We start from the raw sequence: 13,340 nt of genomic DNA, 5'->3' as shown, positions 1-13,340 counted from the left end.
CAATGACCGTGATCCTGCAAGCCGGGCCGCTGGTGCCCTGGCTGGAAGAGACGCTCGCCCGCGACTACGAGCTGCTGCCCTTGCACAAGCAGGCCGACCGTGCGGCCTATCTCGCGCAGCACGGCACGCGCGTCGAAGGGCTCGTCACGTCGGCGCGCTTCGGCGCCGATCGCGCCTTGCTCGAGCAGCTGCCCCACCTGCGCGTGATCTCCAGCTTCGGCGTGGGCTACGAGACCATCGCCATCGACTACGCGCACCAGCGCGGCATCCCGGTCGGCTACACGCCCGACGTGCTGAACGACTGCGTCGCCGACACGGCCTTCGGGCTCGTGATCGACGCGGCGCGCCGCTTCAGCGCGGCGGACCGCTACGTGCGCGCAGGCGGCTGGCTCAAGGCGCCCTACCCGCTCACGACCCGGGTGAGCGGCAAGCGCCTGGGCATCGTGGGGCTGGGCCGCATCGGGCGCGTGATCGCCAGGCGGGCCAGCGGCTTCGACATGGACGTGCGCTATCACAACCGGCGAGCCGTGGCCGACGTGGCGTACGGCTACGAGCCCACCTTGCTGGGGCTGGCCGAATGGGCGGATTTCCTCGTCGTGGTCAGTGCCGGGGGCGCCGCCACGCGGCACCTGATCGACACGCGCGTGCTCGATGCGCTCGGGCCCCAGGGCTACCTGGTGAACGTCGCGCGCGGCAGCGTCGTCGACGAGCCCGCGCTGGTGAAGGCCCTGCAGGAAAGGCGCATCGCGGGCGCCGGCCTCGACGTGTACGAGGACGAGCCGAAGGTGCCGCCCGCGCTGTTCGACCTGGACAACGTCGTGCTACTGCCCCACATGGCCAGCGCCACGAACGAGACGCGCCAGGCGATGGCCGAACTCGTCGCGCACAACCTCGCCACCTTCCTGGCCACCGGGCGCGTGCCCGTGGCCGTTCCCGCCAACGCCTAGGAGTCAAGATGCCCGGAACCCCCATCGCGCGTGCGCTCGCCGCGGCCGTGATCGCATTGACGGCCACCGTTGCACAAGCGGAGAGCTGGCCCGCCAAGCCGGTCACCATCGTCGTGCCCTTCGCCGCCGGCGGCGGCACCGACATCGCGACGCGCATCGTCGCGCAGAAGCTTTCGCAGCTGTGGGGCCAGAGCGTGCTCGTCGACAACCGCGGCGGGGCCGGTGGCAACGTCGGGCTCGACGTGGTCGCACGCGCCAAGCCCGACGGCTACACGCTGCTGACCGGCAACATCGGCACGCAGTCGATCAACCCGACGCTGTACAAGAAGCTCTCGTACAACCCGGACACGGCCTTCGTGCCGATCGGCGAGTTCGCCGAGCTGCCGTTCGTGCTGGCCGTGACGAACTCGCTGCCGGCGAGGAACGTCAAGGAGCTCATCGCGCTGGCGAAGGCCTCGCCCGACAAACTGACCTATGCGAGCTCGGGCAGCGGCGGCTCGCCGCACCTGTCGGCCGAGACCTTCAAGATCGCCACCGGCACGAAGATCCTGCACGTGCCCTACAAGGGCGGCGGCGCCGCGATGACCGACCTGATCGCCGGCAACGTGCACATGCTGTTCGCCTCGGTGCTCGAGCTGTCGGCCCACATCAAGTCCGGCAAGTTGAGGGCCCTGGCGATCACCAGCAGGGAGCGCGTCGCGGCGCTGCCCGATGTGCCGACGCTGGAGGAGGCGGGCGTCACCGGCGCCGAGTCGGGCTCGTGGCTGGGCCTGCTCGCACCCGCCGGAACGCCCCGGGAGATCGTCGACAGGATCTCGAAAGACCTGCAGCAGGTGCTCGCCACGCCCGAAGTGAAGGACCAGTTGCTCGCACAGGGCGCTGTGGCGAAGGGCGGCACACCGGCCGACTTCGCCAACCTCATCGCCGCGGACCGCAGGAAGTACGCGCGCATCATCATCGACAACCACCTTTCCGCCGACTGAACGCCATGGCCCTGAACCCCGAAACCAGATCCATGCTCATGGGCGTGAGCGCGGCGACGCTGTGCACGGCGCTGTTCAAGCGCGGCCTGCGCAACCAGTTCATCCAGGACGTGCATCCGCTCAACGCCAGCCTGCCGAACATGGTGGGCGAGGCCTTCACGCTGCGCTACATCCCGGCGCGCGAGGACCTGAACCCGATCACCGTGTTCCAGGATCGCGGCCATCCCCAGCGCAAGGCCGTGGAGGAGTGCCCGCCCGGCGCCGTGATGGTGATCGACAGCCGCAAGAACGCACGCGCCGCCTCGGCCGGGTCGATCCTCGTGACGCGCCTGATGGTGCGCGGCTGCGCGGGCGTGGTCACCGACGGGGGCTTTCGCGATTCGCCCGAGATCGGGCAGCTGCCGTTTCCTTCCTATCACCATCGCCCGAGCGCGCCGACCAACCTCACGATGCACCAGGCGCTGGACATCAACGTGCCGATCGGCTGCGGCGATGTCGCCGTCTTCCCGGGCGACGTCGTGGTGGGCGATCGCGAAGGGGTGGTCGTGCTGCCCGCGCACCTCGCCGACGAGCTCGCGCAGGAAGCGGTGGAGATGACGGCCTTCGAGGATTTCGTCACCGAGGAAGTGACGAAGGGCCGCAGCATCCTCGGCCTGTATCCCGCCACCGACCCGAAGACGAAAGACGATTTCGCGGCTTGGCGCAAGGCGAAGGGGCGTTAGGCGAGGGAAATGGCGCAGACCGTTCCCAGCCGTCGCCGATACACTTCGCGCGGGAGGTCTGGGGCATGCATATCGTCCTTGCGCTGCTCGCCGCGGCGCTGATCGTCTACTTCGTTCATCGGTTCATCGCGTCGCGCACGCCTGCCGGCGCCGCCCAGGACGTGGGTCGCACGGCCAGGGGCCTGGCATTCCTGTCGCACGGCCAGCTCTTTTATCGCGAGGCGGGCGGCGATTTCACCGAACTCGAAAGTCCTTATGCGCGCGAAGCGCTCGAGCGGCGGGAACGCGCCAGGCAGCGACACGGGTGGAAGCAGGGGACGAGCTTCAACATCGCGGCGGGCGGCGGCATGCGCAATTTCGAAGCCCCCGACGCGCCGATCCTCGCGACCTGCGCGGCCTTCGAAAGCTCGGACAGCCTGCTGTATTTCCTGAAGGACAGCACGATCGGCGGCCTGTTCAGGCGCGAAGCCGCTTCGGGCCGGGAGCTGCGCCTGCTGCTCAAACCGGGCCTGCACCTCACGGACCTGAGCGTCTCGCCCGACGGCGCCTTGCTCGCCGCGTCGTCGCAAGCCAGTGGCGGCGTGGCCAACATCGTGTTGTGCGACCGCGAAGGCAACGGGCTTCGCGAGGTGACGGGCGGCGACACCGTCGATTCCGCCCCGGGCTGGATCCCGGGCGTGCCCGGCCGCTTGCTGTTCCAGTCGTCGGGCTTCGCGCGCAACGAGCAGGGCTACATCGTCGCGCAGGGGCCGGCCAGCATCCAGAAACTGGACATGGAGACCGGCTCCGTGTCGCCGATCCTCGATGATCCGCGATTCGATTTCCTGCGCCCGCGCGTGTCGCGCGACGGCCATCTGCACTTCATCCGCCGGCCTTACGAGACGCCCCGCTACGGCGCGCCCAACGTCCTGCTGGACCTGCTGCTGTTCCCGTTCCGGCTCCTGCGCGCCGTGTTCCATTTCCTGAACTTCTTCTCGCTGATGTACAGCCGCAAGCCGCTCACCAGCGCCTCCGGCCCGGCGGTGCAGGCGGACCTGAAGAACATCCTGCTGCAGGGCAAGCGCGTCGACGCCGAGAAGGCGCTGCGCAGCGCACGCCCGGTCCACGGCGTGCCGTCACTCGTTCCCGAAAGCTGGGAGCTCGTCAGGCGCAGCCCGCAGGGCGAAGAACGCGTGCTGGCGCGCAGCGTCGCTTCGTTCGACCTGTCTTCGGACGGCAGCGTGGTCTACACGAACGGGCACGGCGTGTTCGCGATCGAGCCCGATGGTTCCACGCGCCTGGCGCTCAGCGGCCCGGTGGTGAGCGAAGTCGCGGCTTCCGCTGCGTAGCCTGCCCACGCCGTGGGGGAGGGCGTTAGCATCGGCGCATGACACGCCTCGTTGCTGCCGTGCTGGCGAGCGCCTGGTGCGCGGCCGCCGCGCACGCCCAGCAGCAAGCTGCGGGCGGTCCGTTGCCGGCGCTCGTCGCCCAGGCGCGCGGCCAAGGCTGCGGCGGCCATGCGGGCATTGCGGCGCCGCTGCGCGAATCGCCGGCACTCGCACGCGCCGCCCAGCGCATCGAGCAGGGAGAGCCCTCCATTGCCGCGGCGGAAAAGGAAGGCTATCGCGCGCGGCGGGTGTTCAGTGCGCGATTCACTGGCTACGAACGGGCAGCCGACGTGGCGGAGGCCCTGGCGCGGCACCATTGTCCGGCGCTCATCGAGCCGCAGTTCACGGATTTCGCCTTCGTGCGGGAGGGTTCGAGCTGGCTGGTCGTGCTGGCCGGCAGCGTGCAGCTTCCGGCCCTCGCCGATCCGAAAGCCGTCGGCGCGAAGGTGCTCGCCCTCACCAACCAGGCCCGCGCGCAGGCCCGTCGTTGCGGCAACGAATCGTTCGGGCCGGCGCCGCCGCTGCGCGCCAACGCGCTGCTCGAGCGCGCGGCGCAATCGCACGCGCAGGACATGGCGGCGCACCAGTTCATCGAGCATGAGGGGCGCGATGGCAGCACGCCGGCGCAGCGCATCAGCCGCGCCGGTTATGCCTGGCGCAGCATCGGCGAGAACGTCGCGGCCGGGCAGGAAACGCCCGAGGACGTCGTGCAAGGCTGGATCGCCAGCCCCGGCCATTGCGCGAACCTGATGAGTCCCGACTTCACCGAGATGGGCGTGGCCTTCGCCATCAACATGGAGGCGAAGGCGATCGTGTACTGGGCGCAGGAGTTCGGGCGGACCCGATGAGCCCTGCCTGGCAGCGGCACGGGGAGCGCCCCGGGTCAGGCCGGCGAAATCTCCGACTCCAGCGCGCGCTTCACGGCCTCCATCGCGCGGCGGCGCACCGCTTCGTCGATCATTCGCGCGGGGCGCTCGCGCATCACGCGCTTGCGTGATGTCGGCTTCTGGAGTGCCGGCGCTGCCGCCTGCATGCTGTCGCTGCCTGCCACCGCCACGAACTGGTGGCCCTGGTGCCAGCCGGGGGGCAACTCGGGGGTGAAGGCCGACGGGTGCGGGCTGATCGCCGCCACCGCCACCAAGGTCAGGGCCAGCCCGGCCTGGGCCCGGCGCCTGTCGTCCCGCAGTGGCTTCGGATGCGTCCAGACGACGGCCAAAGGCGCCGGCGCGGGTTTCAGGTCATGGAACGCGCGGCACTGCGCGGCCTGTACGAGCGGCCGGGGTCGCATGCCCTCTTCGGGTGTGCGCAGCAAACCGAGCCGCCTGGCCAGGCCGCCCGCGCGCGGATGCCCGGTCAGCACGATGAAGGGCACGGCCATCGACAGCGGCAGCCACATAGGCGCGAGTGCGACCGCAGCCGAGCGCTGCAGCAGCCCGAGCCCCGTTGCGATGGGCAGAAGGATGATGCCGCCCAGGCGGCGGGTGACATCGCCCCAGCGGGGCGCCTCGGCAGCACGCGGTGGCGATTTCCACTCCAGCTTCAGGCCGGTGAGGGCGCCGAAGACATAGATGCAATGGGCGAGCATGCGCAGCGGCGCTTGCAACGACGAGAGCAGCAGTTCGAACAGCGCGCTGCCGACGAACTTCGCCGCGCCACCGAAGGCCGCGGCTTCCTTGCGTGCCAATACGACGCCGGCGCTCAACACCCGCGGCAGCAACAACAACGCGAGCGTCAGCAACCACAAGGACATGTCGCCGGCGCTGCGGCCGCTGCCGCTCAGGCCCAGCACCGTGAAACCGAGCCACAGCGGCGCCACGCCGTACGACAGCGCACCGACCGCGAACATCGCGCGGTGTGCGCCACGCCAGCCCGGCTCGGCGACCAAGCGCAGGTTTTGCAGGTTCCCCTGGCACCAGCGACGATCGCGCTGCAATTCGTCGACCAGGTTGGCAGGGGACTGCTCCCAGCTGCCGCCCAGCTCCGGAACCAGCCAGACCTCGTGGCCCATACGGCCCATCAGTGCCGCCTCGACGAAATCGTGCGACAGGATCTCTCCCGACAGGCCACCGCGGCCCGGCAATCTCGCCAGGGCGCAGTGCCGCATGAAGGGCTCGACACGCAGGATCGCGTTGTGCCCCCAGTAATGCGCATCGCCGAGCTGCCACCAGGCCATGCCGCGCGCGAACAACTGGCCCGTGACGCGGCTGGCGAACCGCTGCGCTCGTGCGTGCAAGGTGGTGGGGTTGGCCACCTGCGGCAAGGTCTGCATGATGCCGGCGCGTGGATGCGCTTCCATCAGCCGCACGAGCCGCACCAGCGTGTCGCCGCTCATCGTGCTGTCGGCGTCGAGGACGACCATGTAGCGGTAGTTGCGACCCCAGCGCCGGCAGAAGTCGGCCACGTTGCCGGCCTTGCGCTTGACGCGCCGCTTGCGCCAGCGGTAGAAGAGGCGCCCGCTGCCGTCGGCCGGTTCACCCAGCATCGCGCACAGGCGCTGCCAGGCGCGCTCCTCGGCCGCGCGAAGGGCCGGATCGGCAGTGTCGGACAGCACGAACACGTCGAACAATTGCAGCGCGCCTGTGGCCGCCAGCGACTCGCAAGTCGCACGCAGCCCTGCGAAGACCGGGCTGATGTCTTCGTTGCAGATCGGCATCACGATGGCAGTGCGCGCCGCCGCATCGATGGGCGTGCGCGGCACGCTCGCCGTTGGCGACAACGGGTCGCCGCGCCACGCGGCCCAAGCGCCCATCACCGCCGTAGCGCATCCCACGCCCACCCAGGCGAACAGCAGCGTCATCAGCGCGGTGCTGGCCCACCACAGCGCATCGGGCTGCGCCGGCGCGGCATCGATGCGCAGGGCCGCGGCGCTGCCCGCCATCGCCACCACCAGCACGAGCAGCATCGCCCGGCGGCGGCGTGCGGCGGCATGCCACGGCGCGCTGCCGTGGTCCGACGTGCGGGGCACGGGCCCAGGCCACAACGCAAACAGCAGGCCGCGCCAGAAGCCGAACCACGGCGACGGCGTCATGGCGCCGCGATTCAGCGTCGGGGCACTGCGGGCGCGAGCAGAAGGAGGTGCGCAGTTCATGTCGTCGTTCATTCAGGTGCCAATGCGTGGGACCAGGTTTCGGACAGGACGCGTGAGCCGCGGCGCAGGAATACGCGCAGCTCTGCGGCCTGCCGCGGGTCGATCCGTTCGAAGTCCAGGCTGACCCGCCAGCCCGGCAATGCCGGATTGGGATAGGCGATGGCGCGCAGGCCGCGCACATTGCCGTTGCCGCTGGCGACGGCTTCCACTTCGCCTTCGCCGAGGCCTTCGAGCCCCGGCCCCGCGAAGTCGAGCTGATACTGCTGGTGGCCGGGTGCGAGCGCGCCATCGTGCCAGCCGTGCCCGCGGCGGCTTTGCACCACCCGGGCCCCAGGCGGCAGCGGCTGCTGGTCGGACACCGTCAGGCGCCAGCTGAACTCGACCGGCTCGCCCGGCGCAGGCAGCCGGTCGGGGAACCACCAGGCGCCGATGTTGTCGTGCGTCTCGTCGGCGGTATGGAACTGCAGCAGCTCCACGCGGCCGGGGCCCCAATCGCCGATCGGCTCGATCCATGCGCTCGGCCGCAGGTCGTAACGCGCCTCGAGATCGTGGTAGCTGCTGAACGCGCGATCGCGCTGCATCAGGCCGAAACCGCGCAACGACCGCATCGCAAAACTCGTGGTGAAGACGCCGCCAGGATTGGACAGCGGACGCCAGAGCCATTCGCCGTCGCCGCTGGCCACCTGCAGGCCGTCGGAGTCGTGCACTTCGGGGCGATAGTCGCCGCTCAGGGGTTGGTTCTCGCCGCCGAGGAACATGCTCGTCAGCGGCGCGATGCCCAGTCGCACCACCGGCTCGCGCAACGTCAGCCGCGCCCGGATCTCGACGGTCGTCGCCGAGGCGCCGGGTTTCACCACGAACGCATATGCGCCCGTCACCCGGGGCGATTCGAGCAGGGCGAAGACGCGCACCACGCTGGCCCCGGCCGAGGGGCGCACCACCCAGAAGGTCGTGAAGGCGGGGAACTCCTCGTTGCTCCCGCCCACCGTGTCGACCGCGAGCCCGCGTGCGGATACGCCGTAGCGCAAGGCCGGCGCGACCAGCCGGAAGTAGCTGGCACCGAGAAAGGCGAGCACTTCGTTGCTGCGCCGCGGCTCGCCGATCCAGCGGTTCAGGCGCCAGCCCGCGACACCGCCGCCGGCGCCGTTTTCGAACGCGCCTGCGGGCACGTGGATGGGCTGCACCGCGTCACCCACCACCTCGAACATTTCCACCGGCCGTGTGAAGCTGCGGCCGAGCGGAAAGTATTGCAACTCGAAGGGCGTGCCGCTGCTGCGCCACGTGGAGAACTCCGGGCGAAACCGCTGCTTGCGGTACGCGTCGTAGCTCATGGCGGCCAGCTTTGCGTCCACGGCAGCCGGTTGCCGATACGGCGCACGCGAAAGCCGGTCGGCCTCGCGCGCCACGTCGTCAAATCCGAATGAAAGCGCACGCCCCGGCGCGAGCGCCAATAACGCCAACGCCCAAAGCGCACCGCCCCGGAACGCATTCATTCCGAATGCGAATGGTCGCTGCATCTCAACAATCGAGTTTCTTCCTGAACCAGCAATTGTCGCTGCTGTGCCCGCGTCCAGGAGCTCAGCAACGCGATGGACATGCGGAACCCGCACGCCCGGCTGACGGCCTGTTGCAAATGACGGCACCTTGTTCTCCCATATGCATGGGCACGGGCCTAGAGTTTTGGCGTGCCGACCAACTCCGATTGCAAGAGAGGTGACGCCATGGATCGCAGGGAACTCATCGTCGCGGCCACATTGCTGCCGCTGGCCGCTTGCACCACCACGCGAGGGTCGCCGAACGACGCAGCCGCCAAGAAGCGCGACATCGACGCGGGTGTCGATCGTGCGCTGACCGACCTCACCGCGCAGGTGCCGGGCTCGCGCGAGCTGCTTGCGCGCGCGCAGGGGGTGCTCGTGTTCCCGCGCGTGATCAGCGCGGGCCTCGGCATCGGCGGCTCGCTGGGCGAGGGCGCATTGCGCAAGGGGCGCTCCACTGTTGCCTACTACAGGATGGCGGGCGGCTCCATTGGCCTCATCGCGGGCGCGCAATCGCGCGCGCTGTTCCTCCTGTTCATGACGCAGGAGGCATTGTCGAAATTCGAGAACAGCAGCGGATGGACGGCGGGCGCGGATGCATCCGTCGCATTCCTGGATGCCGGCGCTGACGCGCAGGTCACCACCAAGACCATTCAGCAGCCGGTGATCGGCTACGCGCTGACGAATGCCGGCTTGATGGCGAACCTGAGTATCGACGGCACGAAGATCACGCGCATGGAGCTCTGAGGCGGCTGACGCTCGGCTCGAATTCGCCGGGCGCGGCGTCAGTCGTTTCAACGCGGATCATGTCCGACCAGGGCCTGCACTCGTTGCCAGTGCTCCCCCTCCCAGTACACGCGTCCGCAGAGTTCGCACGTGCCGAATCGCCCGTACAGCTCGCGCACCTGCGGCGGCAAACGGTGTTCCACCTGCGCCTTGTCGATGGCGCGCAGCGCCGCACCGCAGTGCGGGCAGCGCGTGAACGGCCGGGCGCTGCGCGCCAGCTGAAGCCGGTCGAAGACCTCGCGCAGCTGCTGCTGCGGCCGCAGCGCGTGCACGTAGCAGCCATGCGTGATGCTTCGCCGCTTGAGCAGGTCGCGATCGCGCGTCAGCACGATGCGGCCCTGCGACAGCGCGATGCGCTCGATCTCGTCGTCGGCAAAGCCGTTGTCGTGCAGCGTGTCGAAACCCATCACCCGCAGCAGGCGGGCGAGGGCGCCGAGGTGGGTATCCGCCACGAAGCGCGTGTCGCGCAGCGGCTGTTCGCGCAGGCGCAGCAGCGGCGTGACGTCGAACGCTTCGAACTTCGGGTACACGGCCACACGGTCGCCCTCGCGCAGCAGCGCGCCGAAGCCGACCGATGCGCCGTTGAGCAGGATCAGCTCGACCTCGGTGTGCGGCACGCCGAGCGCCTCGATCATGTGCTTGGTGGTGGCCGCGCGGGCGCAGGGCACGGTGAACTCGCGCCGCCGCCGAGCGGGCGCGAGGAAATCGTTCAGCTCCTCGTAGAAGCGGAAAGTCGCCGTCACCATGCCAGCAGATCGCACTGGAGGCGCCCCGGCCCCCAGCGCCGAATGTGGGCCTGCCGCGGTGAAAGATCAACCCCTACCCAGGTCGGGCCTGCAGCTGTCAGGGCTCCGGCGCGGAGGGGAAGGACACGCTGGCGGCCAGACCCACGCCTGAAGGGGCGGATTCCAGCGTGACGCTCGCGCCGTGCGAGCGGGCGATCTCGCGCACGATCGCCAGCCCGAGGCCGCAACCATCCGAAACCGTGTTCTGCAGGCGGTAGAAGCGCTCGAACACGTTTTCCCTTTCCGCTTCGGGAATGCCGGGACCGTCGTCCTCGACACACAGGACCGTGTCGGTTTCGCCGCGGCGCACGTACACCGTCACGGTGCCGCCGCGCGGGGCGTAGCGCAGCGCGTTGTCCACGAGATTGGCCGCCAGCTCGCCCAGCAAATGGCCTTGCCCCATGACGGGCGCCACCTCGCACTGCGCCTCGAACCCCAGGTCGATGCCGCGCTCCTGCGCCAGCCACGCTTCCTTTTCGATGACCGACGTCAACAGCTTGACCAGGTCGACGGGCCGGGCTTCTTCGCGGCTGTCCATCCCGGCTTCGGCGGCGCTGAAGGACAACAGTTGCTGGACCAGCCGCATGCCGTGGTGGACGCTCGCCTGGATCGCACGCAGCGCTTCCTCGCGGGCTGCGGGTTCGCCATGTCGCAGCGCGTACGACACCTGCGTGTTCAGCAGGGTCAGCGGCGTGCGCAGCTGGTGCGACGCATCGGCGATGAAGCGGCTGTGCGCCGACATATGCCGGTCCAGGCGTCGCGCGTAGTCGTTCACCGCCGCGACCAGGGGCTGCAACTCCGCCGGGACCGCCTTTTCGTCCAGCGCCTCCACCGATCCGGGCTCGCGTGCCAGCATGCGGTCGCGCAGGCTGAGGATCGGCCGCATCGCGCGGCGCAGCCCCAGGCCCAGGAGCACGGCCACCAGCAGCACCACCAGGAGGTGGCGGCGCACGGCGGCATACCAGATCTCGCGCGCCATGGCGTCGCGCCCTTCCAGGGTCTGGCCCACTTCGACCAGCACGCTCGAGGGGTGCGAGGCCATGAACAGCGGTTGCGAATACGCGACCACGTGGATCGGGCGGTCGCGCAGTTCCGCATCGAAATAGGCGGCTTCCTCGCTGCGCGGCCGCCGGGGCGGCAGCGGCAGGTCGTAGTAGCCGGTCAGGAGCACGTCGCTGTCCGAGGTGGCGCGATAGAAGACCCGGTCGTGGCTCGGGGACGCGAAGAGTTCCAGCGCCGCCGGCGGCACCACGACCTGCAGCGCGCCATCCTCGACCCGCACCTGCTCGCCGATCACGCGGGCGGCGCCCAGCAACATGCGTTCCTGGACGATGCGCGCGGTTTCCACGGCCGCGTGGTAGGACACCAGCGCGTCCAGGCCGGCCACCAGCACGAGGGGCAGCAGCAGCCAGAGCAGCAGCTGCGTCCTCAGGCTCCTAAATGCCGCCATGCCTCAGCAGGTAACCCAGCCCGCGCAACGTGACGATCGCCGCGTCGCAGCCTTCCATCTTCTTGCGCAGGCGGTGGACGTAGATCTCGATCGCATCGGGCGAGGCCTCGTCCTCCAGCGTGTAGAGCGTTTCGGCCAGCGCGTTCTTGCTCACGGTCTTGCCCAGGTTCATCGTCAGCGCCTCCAGCACCGCGTGTTCGCGCGGCGTCAGCGCCAGCGCGGCGCCGCGCACGGAGAACAGGCGGGTGTTGGTGTCGTACGCCAGCTCGCCGCAGACGATCACCGGGCTCTTGTGGCGCGCCCGCCGGCGCAGCAGCACGCGAATGCGCGCCTCGAGCTCGACGACTTCGAAGGGCTTGACCATGTAGTCGTCGGCACCGCCGTCCAGCGAGCCGACGCGGCCTTCCACGGTGTTCTTCGCCGTCAGCACCAGCACCGGCGTTTCCTCGTCGCGCTTGCGCAGGCGGCGCAGCACCTCCTCGCCCTCCATGCGCGGCAGGGCGAGGTCCAGGATCACCAGGTCGTATTTCTGGCTGCGCAGCCGCTCGTTGGCGTCCTCGCCGTCGTAGGCGCACTCGACGGCGTAGCGGTCGCGCTGCAGGGTGCGCGCGAGCCATTGCGACAACTCTCGGTTGTCTTCGACGAGGAGGATTCGCACGCCGGCAATTATCCGCGCGAGCCGCGGACCGCAGCCTTGCGACCCATCATTCGGCCTGGATGTGCTTGTCTTTCACCACTTTGGACCATCGTGCCGTCTCCGCCGTCACGAACGTGGCGAACTGCTCGGGCGTGCCGCCGCCGACGATGTTTCCGGGACCCTGGATGGCCTCGGCCACGTCGGGCTCCTTCAGCGCACGGTTGGCCGCGTCGTTGAGCTTCGCGATGATGGCCTTGGGCGTCTTCGCCGGTGCGACCAGGCCGAACCAGTTCGACATGCTCAGGTTCTTCATGCCCAGCTCGCCGAGCGTCGGGACGTCGGGAAGCTGCGACAGGCGCTTGTCGTTCGCGACGGCGAGCGCGCGCATCTTGTGCTCCTTGATATGGGGCAGGACGGCGGGCGCCATGTCGAACATGAAGCTCACCTGGCCGCCCAGCAGGTCCGTCGTGGCCGGGCCGCCGCCCTTGTAGGGCACGTGCGTCATGTGCACGCCGGTGGCATCCGAAAGCAGCTCGCCGGCCAGGTGGTAGGCACCGCCCACGCCCGCCGAAGCGAACGTGACCCGGTCCGGATGGGTCTTGCCGTAGCTCACGAGGTCCTGGAAGCTCTTGAAGGGCGAGTTCTCCGGCACCACCATCACGAGCGGGCCGCGCTCGATCAGGACGATCGGTGCCAGGTCCGTGGCCGGATCGAACGGGATCCTGGCCATCATGGCCTTGTTCACCGACAGGGGCGCGAAGTTGCCGATGCCGAAGGTGTAGCCGTCCGGCGCCGCCTTGGCAATCATGTCGGTGCCGATGTTGCCGCCGCCGCCGGCCTTGTTCACGACGACGATCGTCTGGCCCAGGGTTTTCTGCATCTTCGCGGCCAGCATGCGGGCGCGCGTGTCGCTGCTGCCGCCCGGCGCATAAGGCACGACGAAGGTCAGGGTCTTGTTCGGAAAGTTGGCCGCGTCATCGGCGTGCGCGACGGCGCCGGTCAGGGCCAGGCACGCGGTCGCCAACAGGCGGGTCATGGGA

General features: G+C 69.5%; 12 protein-coding genes. 6 read left to right on the top strand and 6 right to left on the bottom strand.

Annotated features, from left to right (window positions below; all coding sequences use genetic code 11):
• Positions 1–2: 2 nt before the first annotated feature.
• From AC3EF3_RS15640 to AC3EF3_RS15620, 5 genes are all read left to right on the top strand, one after another.
• Positions 3–947: a 2-hydroxyacid dehydrogenase gene (locus AC3EF3_RS15640; RefSeq protein ID WP_488533067.1), complete on the top strand. Its 945-nt coding sequence runs from the start codon at positions 3–5 to the stop codon at positions 945–947.
• An 8-nt stretch (positions 948–955) separates the two neighbouring features.
• Positions 956–1,930, top strand: a complete 975-nt coding sequence (locus tag AC3EF3_RS15635; protein WP_488533066.1) for a Bug family tripartite tricarboxylate transporter substrate binding protein — start codon at positions 956–958, stop codon at positions 1,928–1,930.
• A gap of 11 nt (positions 1,931–1,941) precedes the next feature.
• On the top strand, positions 1,942–2,652 hold the full coding sequence (locus AC3EF3_RS15630) for a ribonuclease activity regulator RraA (RefSeq protein WP_488533811.1): 711 nt from the start codon (positions 1,942–1,944) through the stop codon (positions 2,650–2,652).
• Between the two features lie 65 nt (positions 2,653–2,717).
• A complete protein-coding gene (locus AC3EF3_RS15625) occupies positions 2,718–3,980 on the top strand; it encodes a TolB family protein (RefSeq protein ID WP_488533065.1) in 1,263 nt (420 codons plus the stop codon).
• Between the two features lie 38 nt (positions 3,981–4,018).
• Complete coding sequence (locus tag AC3EF3_RS15620; protein ID WP_488533064.1) at positions 4,019–4,867, top strand: CAP domain-containing protein; 849 nt, start codon at positions 4,019–4,021, stop codon at positions 4,865–4,867.
• A 35-nt stretch (positions 4,868–4,902) separates the two neighbouring features.
• Here the strand turns inward: AC3EF3_RS15620 and mdoH are convergent, their stop codons facing one another.
• Both mdoH and AC3EF3_RS15610 read right to left on the bottom strand, forming a co-directional pair.
• On the bottom strand, positions 4,903–7,047 hold the full coding sequence (gene mdoH, locus AC3EF3_RS15615) for a glucans biosynthesis glucosyltransferase MdoH (protein ID WP_488533063.1): 2,145 nt from the start codon (positions 7,045–7,047) through the stop codon (positions 4,903–4,905).
• Between the two features lie 68 nt (positions 7,048–7,115).
• Positions 7,116–8,600, bottom strand: coding sequence for an OpgD/OpgG family glucan biosynthesis protein (locus AC3EF3_RS15610; RefSeq protein WP_488533810.1), 1,485 nt, complete (start codon positions 8,598–8,600; stop codon positions 7,116–7,118).
• A 228-nt stretch (positions 8,601–8,828) separates the two neighbouring features.
• On the opposite strand from AC3EF3_RS15610, the gene AC3EF3_RS15605 reads away from it, so the two are divergent.
• On the top strand, positions 8,829–9,389 hold the full coding sequence (locus tag AC3EF3_RS15605) for a BPSL1445 family SYLF domain-containing lipoprotein (RefSeq protein ID WP_488533062.1): 561 nt from the start codon (positions 8,829–8,831) through the stop codon (positions 9,387–9,389).
• Between the two features lie 47 nt (positions 9,390–9,436).
• Here the strand turns inward: AC3EF3_RS15605 and AC3EF3_RS15600 are convergent, their stop codons facing one another.
• The 4 genes from AC3EF3_RS15600 to AC3EF3_RS15585 form a co-directional block, all read right to left on the bottom strand.
• Positions 9,437–10,174, bottom strand: a complete 738-nt coding sequence (locus tag AC3EF3_RS15600) for a Mut7-C RNAse domain-containing protein (RefSeq protein WP_488533061.1) — start codon at positions 10,172–10,174, stop codon at positions 9,437–9,439.
• Between the two features lie 97 nt (positions 10,175–10,271).
• Positions 10,272–11,663, bottom strand: coding sequence for a sensor histidine kinase (locus AC3EF3_RS15595; RefSeq protein ID WP_488533060.1), 1,392 nt, complete (start codon positions 11,661–11,663; stop codon positions 10,272–10,274).
• Complete coding sequence (locus AC3EF3_RS15590) at positions 11,650–12,321, bottom strand: response regulator (RefSeq protein ID WP_488533059.1); 672 nt, start codon at positions 12,319–12,321, stop codon at positions 11,650–11,652. Before AC3EF3_RS15590 ends, AC3EF3_RS15595 begins: the two co-directional genes overlap by 14 nt.
• A gap of 46 nt (positions 12,322–12,367) precedes the next feature.
• On the bottom strand, positions 12,368–13,336 hold the full coding sequence (locus AC3EF3_RS15585) for a Bug family tripartite tricarboxylate transporter substrate binding protein (RefSeq protein ID WP_488533058.1): 969 nt from the start codon (positions 13,334–13,336) through the stop codon (positions 12,368–12,370).
• Positions 13,337–13,340: the final 4 nt, after the last annotated feature.

The organism is Ramlibacter sp. GS1-15 (assembly GCF_057785015.1).
This window is presented reverse-complemented; position numbering and strand designations above follow the sequence as displayed.